The 16,346-nt window shown below is 69.4% G+C and carries 12 protein-coding genes; 4 read left to right on the top strand and 8 right to left on the bottom strand.

The genetic code is table 11. The annotated features are described in order from the left end of the window. The first annotated feature begins 21 nt into the window (after nucleotides 1-21). Together H0193_RS11160 and H0193_RS11155 are read left to right on the top strand one after the other, a co-directional pair. Nucleotides 22-510, top strand: coding sequence for a PPA1309 family protein (locus H0193_RS11160; RefSeq protein WP_181890064.1), 489 nt, complete (start codon nucleotides 22-24; stop codon nucleotides 508-510). Between the two features lies 1 nt (nucleotide 511). Continuing rightward, on the top strand, nucleotides 512-1,225 hold the full coding sequence (locus H0193_RS11155) for a hypothetical protein (RefSeq protein ID WP_181889975.1): 714 nt from the start codon (nucleotides 512-514) through the stop codon (nucleotides 1,223-1,225). Here the strand turns inward: H0193_RS11155 and H0193_RS11150 are convergent, their stop codons facing one another. Beyond that, on the bottom strand, nucleotides 1,226-2,299 hold the full coding sequence (locus tag H0193_RS11150; protein ID WP_181889974.1) for a YlbL family protein: 1,074 nt from the start codon (nucleotides 2,297-2,299) through the stop codon (nucleotides 1,226-1,228). It abuts the gene before it with no gap. Nucleotides 2,300-2,400: 101 nt separating this feature from the next. Here H0193_RS11150 and H0193_RS11145 point away from each other — a divergent pair, with 101 nt between their 5' ends. Continuing rightward, on the top strand, nucleotides 2,401-3,834 hold the full coding sequence (locus H0193_RS11145; protein ID WP_181889973.1) for a zinc-dependent metalloprotease: 1,434 nt from the start codon (nucleotides 2,401-2,403) through the stop codon (nucleotides 3,832-3,834). On the opposite strand, the gene H0193_RS11140 is transcribed toward H0193_RS11145, so the two are convergent. Continuing rightward, a complete protein-coding gene (locus tag H0193_RS11140; protein WP_181889972.1) occupies nucleotides 3,831-4,358 on the bottom strand; it encodes a M48 family metallopeptidase in 528 nt (175 codons plus the stop codon). The genes H0193_RS11145 and H0193_RS11140 overlap by 4 nt on opposite strands. Nucleotides 4,359-4,400: 42 nt before the next feature. Here H0193_RS11140 and H0193_RS11135 point away from each other — a divergent pair, with 42 nt between their 5' ends. Continuing rightward, entirely contained in the window at nucleotides 4,401-5,231 is an 831-nt protein-coding gene (locus tag H0193_RS11135) for a hypothetical protein (protein WP_181889971.1), read from the top strand. Nucleotides 5,232-5,249: 18 nt separating this feature from the next. On the opposite strand, the gene H0193_RS11130 is transcribed toward H0193_RS11135, so the two are convergent. Genes H0193_RS11130 through H0193_RS11105 form a run of 6 tightly spaced genes read right to left on the bottom strand, consistent with a single transcriptional unit; the run spans nucleotide 5,250 to nucleotide 16,336 of the window. Continuing rightward, complete coding sequence (locus tag H0193_RS11130; protein WP_181889970.1) at nucleotides 5,250-7,298, bottom strand: ATP-dependent DNA helicase UvrD2; 2,049 nt, start codon at nucleotides 7,296-7,298, stop codon at nucleotides 5,250-5,252. Further along, on the bottom strand, nucleotides 7,289-8,083 hold the full coding sequence (locus H0193_RS11125; protein ID WP_181889969.1) for an NAD(+) diphosphatase: 795 nt from the start codon (nucleotides 8,081-8,083) through the stop codon (nucleotides 7,289-7,291). The genes H0193_RS11130 and H0193_RS11125 overlap by 10 nt, the downstream gene beginning before the upstream one ends. A gap of 4 nt (nucleotides 8,084-8,087) precedes the next feature. After that, nucleotides 8,088-9,164 (bottom strand): potassium channel family protein, encoded by a 1,077-nt coding sequence (locus H0193_RS11120; RefSeq protein WP_181889968.1) that lies wholly within the window; start codon nucleotides 9,162-9,164, stop codon nucleotides 8,088-8,090. Next, nucleotides 9,161-12,472 carry an ATP-dependent helicase gene (locus tag H0193_RS11115; protein ID WP_236883596.1) on the bottom strand — a complete coding sequence of 1,104 codons (3,312 nt, stop codon included), beginning with the start codon at nucleotides 12,470-12,472 and terminating at the stop codon, nucleotides 9,161-9,163. The genes H0193_RS11120 and H0193_RS11115 overlap by 4 nt, the downstream gene beginning before the upstream one ends. Next, nucleotides 12,465-15,587, bottom strand: a complete 3,123-nt coding sequence (locus H0193_RS11110; protein WP_181889967.1) for an ATP-dependent DNA helicase — start codon at nucleotides 15,585-15,587, stop codon at nucleotides 12,465-12,467. Before H0193_RS11110 ends, H0193_RS11115 begins: the two co-directional genes overlap by 8 nt. A 17-nt stretch (nucleotides 15,588-15,604) precedes the next feature. Continuing rightward, nucleotides 15,605-16,336 (bottom strand): hypothetical protein, encoded by a 732-nt coding sequence (locus tag H0193_RS11105; protein ID WP_181889966.1) that lies wholly within the window; start codon nucleotides 16,334-16,336, stop codon nucleotides 15,605-15,607. Nucleotides 16,337-16,346: the final 10 nt, after the last annotated feature.

Raw genomic sequence — 16,346 nt, 5'->3', positions numbered from 1 at the left:
CAGCAAGCATTAAATAAGGCCATGATGGAGGCCGTCGAGTTCGTCCACGCGGAGGGGTGGGACGCTCCCCCAACCTTGTTCGGCCTGGTGCCGACGCAATTGCTTGTCGACGAGCTGGGCAACCTGGACGACTCTTCCCCGTTAACACTGGTGGTCCAGGACCTCCCAGAGCACATCCTGCCCGGCTCCGAGGAACTGGGCGAGTACGTCTCCCGCATCGCCTGGCCGCGCGAGGTCGAAGGCGTGATCCTGGCGCAGGAGATCGTGTTCAAGGACGCCTCCGCCGGCGAGGACGCCGAGCCGCGCCCGGCGCGCCTGTTCTCCGGCGTGCTGCGCGAAGAAGACATCGAGCAGACGCTGTTGCAGCTGCGCCTGACCGATCAGGAGCTTGAGGAGCGCGGCGCGTTCGCCCAGGACGACATCGAGCTGCGCGGCGGCCCCGGCGTGGCCCCGGGCGTTGTGGCGGCGCTGCGCTACGGCCTTGAGCAGGACCCGGACGAGCTGGTTTAGGATGTCGGTTGTGTCTACTTTCCGTTCCGTCTCCCTCATCGCCGCCGCGACGGCCGCAGCGCTGACGCTTGCGGCGTGCTCCAACGATTCCGACTCCGACGATCCCGATACCCGCGCGCCGGAGATCACCTCCACGGAAACACCGCCGAGCGAGCCGGAGCAGAACGGCACCGAAACCAGCGCCGAGACAGACGCGGGCACCGAGACTGAATCAACGACGGCGACGTCGACGCGAAGCGAGACCGCTTCCACGTCGGCTACCTCTGGCACGTCCACGAAATCGCCGTCGAAGAAGACTGCTGCGGGCACGGCGGATGCGACGTCGACAAGCAAGAAGCATGAGACTGACGCGCTGGCGGAAGTGCGCGAGCGCTTCGCCACCTTGGCCCCTGAAGAATTCTTCGACCAGTTCGACGACTGCGCCGCGGGCGGTTTGAGCGGCTCCTTCGACTGCTCCGGCGAGGGCATCGGCCAGTTCCAGTTCTTCGACTCCGACTCCAAGGCCGCCTCGACAACGCAGCTTCTGACGGAGCTGCGCTCCTCGCGCGTGGTGGAGGACAACGGCGACCGCGTGGTGGGCTGGTCCACGCTCGGCACCTCCGCGATCATCACCGTGGTGGACAACGAGGCCGGTCAGGTGATGCAGCAGCTGATCTCCACCGACCAGGATGATCCGCGCCAGCGCATCTACGACCTGGGGCTGGCCAAGCAGTAGCTAGTCGCAGGCGGGCACGTCGCGGCCCGCGGCGAAATCCTCCATCGCTGTGACGGCGTCGGCGAGGGTGTCCACCTTCGCCACCGTCATGTGCTCCGTTTCCACGCGTTTGACGGCGTCGCAGTTGCCGGCGGGCGCTAGGAAGAGCTCGGCGCCGTCGTCTTCGGCGGCGCGGATCTTGTGGGTGATGCCGCCGATGGGGCCGACCTGGCCGTCCTCGTTGATCGTGCCGGTGCCCGCGACGAACTTGCCGCCGTTGAGCGCGCCCGGGGTGAGCTTGTCGATGACGGCCAGCGAGAACATCATGCCGGCGCTCGGCCCGCCAATGTCGTTGAGGTTGTAGTTCACGGTGATGCCGCCGGCCGGTTCGGAAGTCATGAGTATGCCCAGCATGGGCTGGCCCTTCTCGTGCGGGTTCTCCCCCAGCTCCACCGACTCGGTGTGCTCGTTGCCGTCGCGCTCGACGGTGATCTCGATCGTCTCGCCGGGTGTCTTCGCGCGCACTGCGTCCTGGACCTCCTGCGGTGTTTCCACCTTCTCGCCGGCGACAGCGGTGATCTGGTCCTGCGGCTGCAGGAACCCCTCGGAGGCACTGTCTTCCATCACGTCGTGCACCACCACCGTGGTGGGACGGTGCAGGTAGTGCATGGCCGCCACCGTCGCAGATGCTTCGGAGGCGACAAACGCCTGCTGGTTGACCTCGCGCACCTGGTCCTCGTCCAAGTCCGGCGGCATGATCTGCTCCACCGGCACGATCGTGTCGTCGGTGGCGATCCAGCGTCCCAGGGCCTGGCCGAGCGTCATGTTTGTGCGCACGGACACGGTGGTCATGTTCAGCTTGCCGCCGGTGTCCAGCGTCTCCGCGCCCTCGATGTCAACGACGGGCTCGCCGCCGACCTCGCCGAGCGTGTCAAAGGTCGGCCCCGGCCCTTCCGCCGCGTACGGCACGGTCAGGCGGATGTCGGTGCCCGGGATGTGGTCCGCGGTCAGTGCACCTGCCAGCAGCACGACGGGGATGGACCCCCAGACCAGGGTCGACCACCGCCGGTTCCGTGCTTCACGTGCTTTGGACATGGGCGCAGATTCTAGCGCAGGAGGCGTGAAGTACTGGTGCTGGACCGTTGCTGGCTCTCAGCGAACCCATGCACTCGCGGGCTGACTGTATTCTGGCTGGCATGACTAACGGATTCGGCTTTTCCTTTCCTAACGACTCGAACGATGACGGCGAAAACGACGGCAACAATCGGGGCGGCGACGGAAACGGCCGCGGCGACGCGAACAACCCGTTTGCCGCATTCGGCTTCGGCGGGGGCCAGCCCGGCGGGGGCGGCTTAGGCGACGTGTTTAACCAGCTGGGCCAGATGCTCTCCGGCATGGGCTCGTCCATGAACGCCCAGGGCGCGGGCGACGCGGTGAACTTCGAGCTGGCCGCGCGCATGGCTCGCCAGCGCGTCGCCGGCGCCAACCCGGTCTCCGACGCGGACACCCGCGCCGCGGAGGAATCCCTGCGCTTAGTGGAGCTGTGGCTGGACGAGGCCACGGACCTGCCCGCCAGCGGCGCCAAGGCTGAAGCCTGGAATGCCGAGCAGTGGCTGAACCAGACCATGCCGATGTGGAAGCGGCTGGTCAACCCGGTTGCGGAGCACATGAACCGCGCCCAGCTGGACTCCATGCCAGAGCAGGCCCGCGAGATGATGGGCCCGATGGCCGGCATGATGAACCAGATGAACGCCATGCAGTTCGGCATGAAGCTCGGCCACGCGCTGGGCGATCTGGCGCAGCAGGCGCTGACCGGCACCGACTTCGGCCTGCCGGTGGCCCCCGCCGGCACCGCCGCGGTGCTGCCGAAAAACATCACCGAGATTTCCAAGGGCCTGGACCTGGCCGGGCAGGAAGTGATGGTTTACATCGCCGCCCGCGAGGCCTCCCGCCAGCGCCTGTTCCGCCACGTGCCGTGGCTGGTGGAGCGCATCGTCTCCTCTGTTGAGGAGTACGCCGCAGGTCTTGAGATTGACACCTCCCACATCGAGGAAGTCGCCCGCAACTTGAACCTGGAGGGCGGCGACCCGCAGCAGATCCAGGAGGCGCTGCAGAACCTGCAGGGCGAGGACCTCTCCCCGCGCGTGGGCACCCGCAACGCCGGCGCCACCTCCCGCCTGGAGACGCTGATCGCCCTGGTGGAAGGCTGGGTCGACGTGGTGGTGGCCGAGGCACTCGGCGACCGTATCCCGTCCACCCCGCAGCTGGCCGAGGCGTGGGCGCGCCGCCGCGCCACCGGCGGCTCCGCCGAGCAGGCCTTCGCCAACATCGTCGGCATCGAGCTGGGCGCCCCGCGCACCCGCGACGCCGCCGAGCTGTGGCGCCGCATCGACACCGCCGTGGGCACCGAGCGCCGCGACCAGGTGTGGAACCACCCGGACTTCATGCCGTCCGCGGAGCACCTGGACAACCCTGCGGCGTTCATTGACACGCTTCTCGACGATCAGCCCGACACCGACTTCGACGACGAATTTGCCAAGCTCGAGCAGGAGCTGCGCGACAACCCGGAGCTCAAGCGGGAAGACGGCGACGGCAAGGACGACGGCCGCGAGGACGGCACCGAGCTCTAGGCCTCTGAGCTTCCGAAGCGCTGGTAGGCCTCCAGGTAGCCGCGGGCGCGCTCCGCGTACGGCACCTTGTCCGCCCACTGGTAGAACTCGGCGCTGTGGTTGGGGATGAACGTGTGCGTCAGCTCGTGCACGATCACCGCGTTCAGTACGTAGTCCGGCACCTGCTTTAACCGGTCGCTGATGCGGATATCGCCGGTGGCAACCGTGCACGAGCCCCACCGCGAGCGCTGGTTGGACACCCACCGAATCGAGCCGATGCGTGCTTGGCCGTCCAGGACGTTTGCGTTGAGGGAATCGGCGCGCGTGCGCAGGGAATCGTCGTCAAGCGGGCGCGCCTTTGTCTTGCGGTCGAGCTTGGCCAGCATCTCGGTGACCGCCTCGCGCTCCTGCGCGTCGGTGAAGTGCGCGGGGATGCGGATTTCCGCCACCCCGCCGACCAGCCGCGCCTGCACCGAGCGCGTCCTGCGCGCCGAGCGGATCACGCGGTACGGCGTCGAATTGTTCTGCGTTTGCCTGCCAGCCATGGCAATGCATTGTAGGATCCCGCATCGGGGGTGGATGCAGGGATGATCAACAACAACTCACGGGTGAAACTCGCCCAGGGCGCGCACCCGTTTCTGCGCGCAGACAACGTCATGCAATTCGGCACCGACGCCACGCGCACAGGGTTGGTGACCACCGAGCACGCCAAGGACGTCGCCGCGCTGTTGGGTGTGCTCATGCGGCCGCGTCGGCTGGGCTGGGTGGTCGAACAGCTCGCCGAACTCATCGGCGCCGAGGCCGCGCGCAGCTTGGTGGACGACCTGGTCAGCTACCGGGTGCTCGTGCCGGCTATAAAACCCGAGGTGCTGCTGGTCGGCCACGGCAGATTGGCCACGGCGGTGACCGCCAGGCTGCGCGAGTGCGGATTAGATGTGCGCACGCAAGCGCGCAACGAGGCGCTGTCGAAGTTCCTCCTGCGCGGCGACACGTGGGTGCCGGTGGCGGCGGTGAACACCACTGCCCTACTCGGCGAGCTCGCCGCACTGACCCGACAGCGACAGGGCGCGGTGCTACCGGTGACACAGGTGGACGCGCGCGTGGTGGTGGGCCCGGTGTGCGCGCGGCCTGGCCCATGCCCGTTGTGCGTGCGCCTCTACCTTCTGGACCGGGACCCCAACTGGCCCGTGGTGGAGCAGCGCGCGCCGCTGAGCGTGCAGGGCGAGCCCATCGCAGCCGCGGCCGGCGCCGCGTTTGCCGCGGTGTTGCTGCGGCGCTTGGCGGGCGTGCCGGACCCGCCCGGGGTCTCGGCGCCGAAGCCGAACGCCGGGCTGCTCACCGTGGTGGACCCGTTCGCACCGAACCCGGTGTCCACGGCGACGCTGCCGCCGCACCCGGACTGCGCCATGTGTTTTTAGGGTGCTTCTAGGGGGCTTTTAGCGGAACTGCCCCAGCACCTCGAGCACGCCCGCGCCGTAGTTGTCCACCTTCACCGGGCCCACGCCGGAGACACCGAGCAGCTCGCGCTCGTCTGCAGGCATGGCCTCCGCGATCGACATCAGTGTCGCGTCCGTGAACACCACGAACGCTGGCTGGCCCGCGGCGCGTGAGACGTCCAGGCGCCAGCGCTTCAGCGCGGCGTAGACGGCCTCGTCGAAGTTCGGCTCGCATTCCTCGTGGCGACCCAGGGATTTCTCCGCGGGCGTGCCTAGCTGGTTGCCGCACACCCGGCAGCGCTTCGCGCGCTTGAGCCGCTGCGGAGATTTTTCCACCTCCAGCTCCGGCACCAGCCCGTCCAAGAAGCGCGAGCGGGTGCGGCTTTTGTGCCCGCCCTCCTGGCGCGCCAGCGACCACGACATGTGCAGGTGCTCGCGCGCACGCGTGACACCGACATAGAACAGGCGGCGCTCCTCCTCGATCTGCTCGTCGCCGGCTTTCAGCGCGTGCGAGATCGGCAGCGTCTTTTCCACCAGGCCGACCAAGAACACCGCGTCCCACTCCAGGCCCTTCGCGGCGTGCAGGCTGGCCAGCGTCACCCCGTCCACCGCCGGGGGCTGCTTCGCCTCCGCGCGGCGGCGCAGCGAGCCCAGCACCTCCGCCATGGTGGATGCCTCGCGGGTGCGCACGATCTCCTCGATCAGATCCACCAGCGCGCTCAGGGACTGCCAGCGCTCGCGCGCCTTCGCGCCCTCCGGTTCCTCCGGCGTCAGCCCCAGCGGGGCGAGCGCGGCACGCGCGATGCGCACCGGATCGTCCGGCAGGTCCGTGCGCTTGGAGGCGCGCAACAGCTGCGCGAACGCCTCGCGGATCTCCGCGCGCTGGAAAAACCCCTCGCCGCCGCGGACCTGGTAGACAATCCCCTCGTCCGCCAGCGCGGCTTCAAACGCGGCGGACTGGGCGTTGATGCGGTACAAGATGGCGATTTCGCGGGCAGGGACGCCGTCGTTGAGCAGCTTGCGCACCTTCTGCGCCACCGCGCGGGCCTCCGCGGGCTCGTCGTCATAGCCGTTGAACTGCGGTTCTGGACCGTGCCCGCGCATGCCCTGCAGCTCCAGACGGGTGCCGGCGATGCGGCCGCTGGCCTTGCCGATGACGGTGTTGGCCAGGTCCGTGATCTCCACCGTCGAGCGGTAGTCACGCTGCAGCTTCACCACGGTCGCGTGCTCGTACGTGCGCGAAAAGTTCAACAGGTAATCCGGGGTCGCGCCGGTAAACGAGTAAATGGTCTGGTTGGCGTCGCCGACCACCGTCAGGTCGTCGCGGGTACCCAGCCAGGCCTCCAGCACGCGCTGTTGCAAGGGGGTGACGTCCTGGTACTCGTCCACAACGAACGACTGGTACTGCGCGCGGAACTCCTCCGCCACCGCCGGCGCGTTCTCCAGGGCCCCGGCGACGTGGATGAGCAGGTCGTCGTAATCGATCAGCATGCCCTCCGGGCTGGTCTTCGCCTCCTCGTAGAAGCGGTAGACCTGCGCGACCTTCTGCGCGTCCGCCGGAGGGGTGCGCGGGGAGTCGGCGATGCGCTGCACGTAGTCCTCCGGGCCGATGACCGATGACTTCGCCCACTCGATCTCACTGAGCAAGTCGCGCACCATTTCCTTGCCCGTGTCCAGGCCTGCGGCGCGGGTGGCGCGCGCGACGATGGGGAACTTGTTGTCCAGCACCCGCCACGGCAGATCGCCTGCGATCTGGGGCCAGAAGTACTGCAGCTGGCGCATCGCCGCGGAGTGGAACGTGCGCGCCTGCACCCCGCCGATGCCCATCGCGGTCAAGCGGTCGCGCATCTCGCCGGCGGCGCGCTTGGTAAACGTCACCGCCAGCACACGGTTCGGGGCGACCTGGCCGCGGTCGATCAGGTTGGCGATGCGGTAGGTGATCGTGCGGGTTTTACCCGTGCCCGCGCCGGCGAGGATGCACACCGGCCCGCGCGGCGCTTCCGCCGCCACACGCTGGTCCTCATCCAGCACGCTGAGGTCTATCGCCATGGGTGTGCTCCTTCCGGGTTGGGTGTCTGCGGTGTCGGCCGTGTCGGCCGTGTGGCCGCCCAGTCGTCGATGAGCGCGCGGGCGATGGTGCCCTCCACCGCGAGCGTGAGAGAGTCCAGTTCGTCGCGGCTGGCCCACACGGTGCGTGTCAGCTCGCCGTCGGTGGGCGCTTGCGCATTGACGTCCGCCGTGCGCGCCGCCATGCCGAGCATGAGCGCGCCCGAGAGTGGCCACGGCTGGGAGCGCAGGTAGCGCACGCCGGTTACGCGCCGACCGGTTTCCTCCCACACCTCGCGGGCGAACGCGGCTTCGAGGGTCTCGCCGACATCCACGTAGCCTGCCACCAGGGTGAGGTAGCCGGGGCGGCGGGCGTTTTCCACCAGCAGGATCCGCTCGCCTTTCGGGTCCTCCACCAGGCCGATCACGCACGGGTCCAGCCGCGGGAAGATTGGCCGGCCGGTGGCGCCGCGGGCGACGATGCCGCCGTCGCCCCAGCGCACCTCGGAACCGTCCGCCGGGTCGAAACGGGTGCGCTCGCGGGCGTTGACTAAACCGACCGCACGTGCCGCCAGCGGGTGGCAGGCGTGAGTGCGCGCGTCCCCGGTAGCCCCGCCTGGCCCGGCGAGGTCTGCCGCGTCAACGCCGTGCACCCGCGCCGCGGTGACCTCGCGGGTCACGTGCACGCGGGAGGTGATTTCGGTGGCGGCCGGAGGTGCGTCGAAAAGCTTTGGCTCCCCGTCGGTACCGAGTGGGAAGCGCCCGGCAGCATCGATGAGCAACAGCATCCGGTTAATCCCGGTTGGTGATCGCGCCGTTCATGCGCACGTACAGCAGGCGATCGCCCGGCTCCACCGTCTCCGCCTCGGGGGAATCGATGCGGTAGAGCTCGCCGGAGCGCACCACGCCCAGCACGATGTCGGCGAGGTGGCGGGGGTTCGCGCCGACCTCGTCGTCAGCGATCGGGCGCTCCGCAACCGCGAAGCCCTCGTCCGGGCTGAGCAGGTCTTCCATCATCTCCACCACCGGCGGGGTCACGGTGGCGATGCCGAGCAGGCGGCCCGCGGTTTCGGAGGAGACGATCACCGAGTCCGCACCGGACTGCATGAGCAAGTGCTGGTTCTCGCCTTCGCGCACGCTGGCCACGATCATCGCGCTCGGCGCCATCTCGCGCACCGACAGAGTGATCAGCACGGCGGTGTCGTCCGACGACGGCGCCACGATCACAGACCGCGCGCGGCTGATGGCGGCCACGCGCAGCACGTCCGACTTGGTGCCGTTGCCGTGGACGGTGATCAGCCCGCGCTTCTCGGCGACGGTGAGTGCGGCCGGGTCCGGGTCGATGACCACGATCGAGGACGGCGACGCGCCGCCGGCGATCAGGGCGTCGATTGCGGAACGGCCCTTGGTGCCGTAGCCGATGACAATAGTGTGGTTACGCACGCTATTCCTCCACTGTTGGATCTGGAGTGTCTTGCGGGAATCCTCCGTGAGCACCGACAAGGTGGTGCCGACCAGGAGCATCAGGAAGGCCACGCGGGCCGGGGTGATCAGAAAAATGTTAATCAGGCGGGCGGACTGCGTCACCGGCGTGATGTCGCCGTAGCCCGTGGTGGACAGCGTCACCGCGGAGTAATACAGCGCGTCGATGAACGTCAAAGGTTCGGAGTAGCCGTCCCTGTCCAAGTACGCCACGAACGCGACGGCGACGATGAGCAGCAACGCGTAGAAGAAGCGGCGCGCGATCAGCGACCACGGGGTGGCGCGCGCCGCCGTGGGGATGTTCACAACGTCCAGCAAGCTGTGCACCGGGATCTCGGTGAGGTTGGTCGCGTCTGCGCGCAGCGACAACAGGCTCCGAAGCTTCATCCCTGCCGCTCCTCGCTTTCTAGTGCAATGTCTTCGCCGGGCGTGCCGGTGCCCGCGCCTCCGAGCATTGTCTCGAGCTGGTCAAGATCCGGCAAGGCGCGCGGCGCGAACGTCTCGCCCGTGCGCACGTAGAAAAATACCGCCCGCACCGGCTTGCCGTCACGTGCGATCCGGCGCCACGCCTCGCGGTAGACCGAAAGCTGCAGCTGGGCCGATTCCATCGCGTCGCGGCCTGGCTTTTCGCCAGTCTTCCAGTCCACCACGACCCAACCGTCATCGTCGGCGAACACGGCGTCCATGCGCCCGCGCACGACAGAATCGCCCAGTGCCAGCTCGAAGGGGTGCTCGACGTACTCGGGCGTGCGCCCGGCCCACTCGCTGGCCTCAAAGTTGCGCTTCAGCCGCTCCAGGACGGCGCGGTCCACTTCTGCCTCGTCGTTGCCCGGCAGCTCGTCTTCTGTCAACAGTGGGCGCGCTCCGTAGAACTGCTCCAGCCACTCGTGGAACGCGGTGCCGCGCTTGGCGTAGGTGTTCGGCTTGAACGGCACGGGGCGGCGGGCGCGGCGGGCGAACTGCTCCGGGTCTGCCTTCAGCGCCACCACGTCGGAGGCGGTGAGCTCGCCCGGCATGACCACCGGCACGTCCGCGGCCTGGGCGGCGCCGTGCTCCTCAATCAAGGCTGTGGCGTCGCGCTCCCAGAGCGAGAACAGTTCGCCTTCGGCGTAGTCCGGCAGCGTATCCATGGCGGTACGGACCGCTTCGGCGGCCGCGATGTCGCGCGGCGTGGGCGCGTAGTGGGGCCAGCGGCCGGACTCCGGCGCTGCCGCCTCCTGCGTGGCCTCTTCCGTGTCTTCCTCGGGCGCGGTGCCTTCGTCCCAGACCACCACGCACTCCTCCGGCACGCGTTCGCGCATGGCGGCAAAGTGCTCGTAGGGCTCTGCCTCGCGTGCCACACCTTCGCGGCGGCGCGAGCCGGTGACAATGAGTTTCTTCCCGGAGCGGGTCACCGCCACATAGAACAACCGGGCGGCTTCCTCGGCCAGATCCCCGGCGACCTCTTTGAGCCAGGCTTTGCCGGCCTTCTCAAAGTCCGAGCGGTTCTCCACGTCCGCGAAGACCGGGTAGACATCCGGGTCGCCGAACGTTTCCGGCGGCAGGAAGCGCGGGAAGGTGAGGAAGGTTTCCGTCTTGGATTTGTACGTCGCCGCGTCCGCGTGCAGCACCGCCACGGTGTCCCACTCCAGGCCCTTGGCCTTGTGCGCGGTGAGGATCTGCACCCGGTCCTCCTTCACCGCCACCGATCCCGGGGCCAAGCCGTCCTCGAAGCTGCGGGCGAGCTCGAAGAAGTGCAGCAGCCCGTCCAGGCTCGCGCCCGGGTACGCGGCAACCTCCTCAAGCAGGCGGTCCAGGTGCACCGCACCCGTGGCGGAGCCGCGGGCGAGCACTTCGGTGCGGATGCCGAAGACGTGGATGATGTCGGCGAACAGGTCGCTTAGCCGCTTGCCCAGGCTGTGGGTACGCAGCCAGCGCAGCTTCGCCGCGGTGTCCCGCATGCGCGCAAGGCCTTCCTCGCTGTAGCGCTCCGGCTCGCCCAGGTCCGCCAGGGCGTCCGTGAGCCCTTCGGGCTTGTCGGAGCTGGCGGAGATCTCTGCGGCGCGGGCCACGAGCTCCTCCAACTGGGCGTGCAGGTGTTCCGCCGAGTCCGCCGGGGCGGTCTGAGGCTGGGTGTCAACGCCCGAGCCGTGCAGGTTGTTCGCGCGCGACGCCAGCGCCTGCAGGTCCGCCAGGCCCAGGCCCACGGCGGGGCCGCCAAGGACGCGCCGCGCGGCGGCGGTGTCGTCTGGGCGCACCAGCATCGTGGCGATGGCGACGGTGTCGGCGACCTCCGGGACGTCGAGAAGCCCTGCAAGTCCCACGATTTCGTAGGGCACCCCACGCTCCTCCAGCGCCGCCGCGAGCACTGGCGAGTGGCGGTTCTTGCGCACCAGCGCGGCCGCGGAAAGCGCGCGTCCTTCCTGCGCCGCCGCCCGGTATTCCTGTGCGAGCGCGTCTGCCACGTAGGCGATTTCCGCGTCCTGGTCCGAAAAGAACCCCAGGGTCACATCACCCGCATCCGCGGCCGGCCGCGCCTGCAACGCGGCCACCGCCCTGTCCTCGGCGGTGCCCAGCACCGCGTCGGAAACGCCGTTGGCCAGGTCCAACACCTCGGGCGGGTTACGCCAGGAGGTGGTCAGTTGCTTCTTCGGCGCCGCGCCAGCCGGCGACGGGAAATCCTCCACGAACGCGGCCAGGTTGGCGGCGGTCGCGCCGCGCCAGCCGTAGATCGCCTGCATCGGATCGCCCACTGCGGTCACTGTCAGCGACGGGTCCGCGCCCTCACCGAACAGGCTGCGCAACAGCACGCGCTGCGCGTGCGAGGTGTCCTGGTACTCGTCCAGCATGACCACGCGGTAGCGGGAACGCTGCGACTCCCCCACTGTCTTGTGGTCGCGCGCCAACTTCGCCGCCACGGACATCTGCTCGTTGAACGTGACCACGCCGCGGCGGCGCAGCTCCGCCGCCAGCTCCTCCACCAGCGGCAGCATGTTCACGCGCAGTTCCTGCTTGGAACGCCATTTCGTGAGCACCTTGGTGAACTCCACGCGGGCGCGCGGAGCCATGGGGTACGACTCGGTTTCTGCGAGGAAGTCGTGCGCGTGCTCGCGCACCCACTCGGGCGAGGCCAGCTCGTTGCCCATCGCCGTGGTCAGCGCCAGCAGGTCCTCCACCACGGTGGACAGCGACGGGTTGGAGCCCAACTCCGTGATCAGCCCACCGGAGTAGTTGACCACCACGTCGGTGGCAATGGCGTGCAGCTCCGCATCCGTGATCAGCCGGGCGTCCGGCTCCACCGGCACCAAAAGGCCGTACTCTCGGATCAGCTCGCCGGCGTAAGAGTCGTAGGTGGACACCGAAGGCGCGATCACCTCCAGGTTTTTCGCCAGCTCGCCGGACGGGTCGAGGCGGCGCACCAGGTCGGTGTTGGCCGCGAGCGAGCCCAGCCGGTCCCGGATGCGCTTGCCCATCTCCTGAGCGGCCTTGCGGGTAAACGTCAGACCCAAAACCTCATCCGGCCGGGCGTAGCCGTTGGCCACCAGCCCCACCACGCGCGCGGCCATGGTTTCGGTTTTGCCCGCACCTGCGCCGGCAACCACCAGCAGCGGGCCGGGCTCCGCGCCGATCACGGCGGCTTGCTGGTCTGTCGGCGGGTATTGCTGCCCCAGGTAGCGCGACAGCAGCACGGGAGACATCGGGGTGGGGTTAGACATGGTGGATCGTCGCTCCTTCCGGCTGGATCGGGCACAGCGCTCGCACAGCGCAGCGGTCGCACTGCGGGCCGACCACGGCGAGCAACGTCGGTCCTGCGGTTTCCTCGGTCAGCCCGTCGAGCGCGACGGCGAGCGCGGCGAGCTCTTCGCTGGTTTTCGCCGCCTGTTCGCGGGTGCTCAGTTTGGTCTTGTCGGCGTTCGGGAACACCAGCACCGCCCCGCCCACCGAAAGCGCGTCTGCGCCGTCGCGAGCGGTGACCACCTTGTCACCGTCGAACTCGCCGTGCGCCAGCGCCAGCTGGTAGGTGGCCAGCTGGGGGTTGTCCGCGGTGGCGTCCACGGTCGGCGGGTAGGCGCCCGTCTTCAGGTCCACGATGTGCACCGCGCCGCTGCTGTCGCGCTCGAGGCGGTCCAGCCTGCCGCGGATGCGCACGTTGTCGCTGACCTGGACGTTCACATCCGCCTCCACGGCGACCTGCTCAAACGCCCCACGGCTGGCCTCAAGCCAGCCGTGGGCGCGCTCGAGCATGGCCCGAAAGTCCGCGATGTCGCGCTCGACCTTCCATTCCGGGGCGTTATCCGCGGCCCGGCGCGCCGCCACGGTCGCATCCAGCGCCTCGGTGGCATCCATGCCGTTGCCCAGCGCTTCGAAGTAGGCGTGCGCCATGGCGCCGTAGATCATGTCTAGCGATTCATCCAGGCCGGACATCCGCTCCAGCACCGCCTGCATGGGGCATGCGAGCAGCTTCTCCACCCGCGACGGCGAAAGCGCCGGCGAGACGTCGAGCGGCGCGCTTGTGGACGGCTCCGTGGTCGTCCACCACTGCTCCGGATCCGCGCCCAGCACGCCGGCGGCCGCCAAGCGCGCGAGTTGGCGCGACGCCTGGCTGCGCTGCGCCTCTGTGGATGCAGGGTCTGTCAGCACACGGCGGAACTCGGCGATCAGGTCGTCGTGCGCGAGCACGCGCACCACTGTGCTTCCGTCCTCGGCCCCAGCGGCAGCGCCCGCACTCTGGCCGACGATCCGGGCGGCATCCACAGACGTGCCCGCGATGCGCACCTCGCGCGGCTGCACCTTGAAGTCGCGGCAGAACTCCTCCACGAAACGCGAGCGCTGCTCCACTTCCTCGCCGTCGTCGCTTTCTACGGCGGTGACCAACAGCTGCTCCGTGGCGCGGCTGGTCGCCACCGTGAACAGGCGGCGCTCCTCCACCAGCCGTTCGTTGATGTGGGAGACGGGCACACCGGGGTCCACGTCCTTGTCGATGAGGTCCACCAGGTCTTCCTGGCGGAACAGCGACCCGGTCTCCCCCAGGCTCGGCCACGTCAGCTCCTGCACGCCCGCCACGACCACGCGGCGGAACTCGCGGCCAACCGCTCCGTGGGCGGTGAGCAGTGCTGCGGCGTCCGGGGTGGCGTTGCGGCGGTCGCGCACGCCGGTGGGCAGCTCCTGCTCGGTGATGGACGCGACGAAGGATTCGATGCCCGCGCTGGGCCTGCGCTCCGTGTGGTCGCCCGCGGCGTCAAACAGCGCCATCACGGCGTCGAGGTCCCGGTCCGCCTGCGAGCCGGTGGCGCCGCCGCGCAGCGCGGACGCCAGCAGCCGGTTGGACAGCCCCGTGGCGTGCCAGAGCGCCCACAGCACTTCCTCCACCGTGCCGCCGCCTGCAAGCGCGCTGCGCCCGGCGTCGAGCACGTCGCGCACTCGGTGCAGGATGTCCAGCTCGCGGTCCGTGAGCACGGTGCCGAAGTCCGGGAGCGCGGTCGGGGTGGCCAAAAGCTCGCGCAGGCTTTCCTCCGCGCGGGTCTCCGGCGACCAGCGGCGCAGGCCGCGCAACAGCCTGCGCAGCGTCACCGGGTCTGCGCCGCCGACCGGGCTGAGCAGCAGGTCGCGCCACTCGGTGGCCGAAAGTTCCTCGTACAGCGCGCGCACTCCGAGCAGCAGGGCCGACACAATGCGCTGCTCCCCCAGCACCAGGTCGGTGGGGTTGAGCGAAACCGGCACCCCGGCGCGCAGCAGCGCGCGCCGCATCGGCTCAAGCAGCGGCGTGGAGCGCACCACCACCGCCATGTCGCGGTAGGCCACGCCCGCCTCCAGGTGGGCGCGGCGAAGCGTGTCCGCCACGAGCGACAGCTCGGCCGCGCTGGAATCTGCGATCGCGGCGGACCGCACAGGCGTCCTGCGGGTGGCGCCGAGGTCGATCACCTCGTGCTCCAATCCGCCGAGGTCCTTGAAAAACGCCGGGGAGGCGCCGCGGAAGTGGAACACGGACTGCTCCAGATCCCCGCCGACGACGCCGAGGTCCGCCTGCTCCAGCAGCCGTTGCACCAGCGCCGCGGATGCCGGCGCCAGGTGCTGCGCGTCGTCCACAATCACGGTGTGCCACGTGCGCGGCAGCTCCACCTCCAAGGCGGCCGCAATCAGCTCCGACGCCGAGAGGCGGTGCGCGCCGGACAGCGCCATCACCTGCTGGTACTCCCGCAAGAAGTCGCCCGAGGCGGACCAGATGCCAATGCCGTGGCGCTGGCCCAGCTCCACCAGGTCCTCCGGGCCCAGGCCGCGCTCAATGGCGCGCAGCAGAAAGTCCCTCAACTGCCGCGCAAAACCGACCATGGGAAGCGCCGGGCGCAGCTCCGCGGGCCAGGTGCCGCCGCCGTCTTCGGCGTGGCCCTGCAGCAGCTGGCGGATCACCGCGTCCTGCTCCGCGCCGGAGATCAACCGCAGCTCCTCGCCCATCTGCTGTCGCACCAGCGCGAACGCGAGCGAGTGCACGGAGCGCACCACCGGCTCGTCGGAGACAAACCCGGAAGCGGCCAGCGTGTCCGCCAGCTCCGCGCGCAGCCTCGCGCCGGTCTCCTTCGAATCGGTAAGCACCAGTACCCCGCCCGGACCGTGTTCCGCCTCGCTGCCCGCGTGCCTGCGCATCGCGGCCGCGGCGGTGTCCAGCAGGAAGCTCGACACCCCGGAACCCGGCTCACCGGTGACCTTGGACAGGCCTTGCTGGGGCAGCTCAACCGGCCATTCGCGCCGCGTGTCCGGTCGTGTGCGTGGCACGAGGTAGGCCTTCGGCTCGAGTGCGGCCGGGGGCACGGGAGAGGGTCTGGTGGAAGTCATGCCGTTGATTGTGTCACTCACTCCGACACGAGCGCCCGACCAACCCCCTCAGCCATCGAACGTATGTCCGAACCTGCAGCTCTCGCGCAGGCCAGGCGGTACTCCAGCGCGCGCCGCGCCAGCCCCCGCAGCCCCGGCACGTGCGCCCACCGGTCCAGCACGGCAGCATCGCAGGCCTTCGCTAACAGCCCGTCCACAATCACCAGCGCCGCGGTAAAGCCGCGGGGGCGTTTGCCTGAAGACGGCACAAGGTCCGTCAACGTCGGCACCATATCCCCGGAAAAGAGCAGGCAGGACGCAAAATCCATGTGCGCCACAACGTCGTCTGGCTGCGGCGTGTAGTCGCGCCACACCGCGCGCTCTGCCGTAGCGAACGCGTCGCCGCGGTCCGCCGCCGGCGCCTCGACCCCGGCCATCGCCTCGTCGTAGCGCAGGGCGGCGGACACGGCCTCGTCGATACGCGCGCGCACCTGGCCCTCAACAAACTCGCTGGCCTTGAAGCCACCGACGACCAAGCGGCCGTCAGTGGCGCGCACCGGGCGCGACACCGCGATGCCCGCCCCGAACTCGCCGGCATGATCGCGGGCCTTGCCGGACCAGGCCGCAGTGTCGCTGGCCTCGGAGACCACCACCCGGCCGAAGCGCACGCCGTTGTCCCACTCCGGGCCTAAAGGGATGCCCGCGCGGCCGTCGAGCTGGAACGCCGACAACACATGTCCGGGGATCTGCTGTGCCGTTTGCTCTGCCACCTACAGCCTC

The organism is Corynebacterium haematomassiliense (assembly GCF_013978595.1).
GTDB lineage: Bacteria > Actinomycetota > Actinomycetes > Mycobacteriales > Mycobacteriaceae > Corynebacterium > Corynebacterium lehmanniae.
This window is presented reverse-complemented; position numbering and strand designations above follow the sequence as displayed.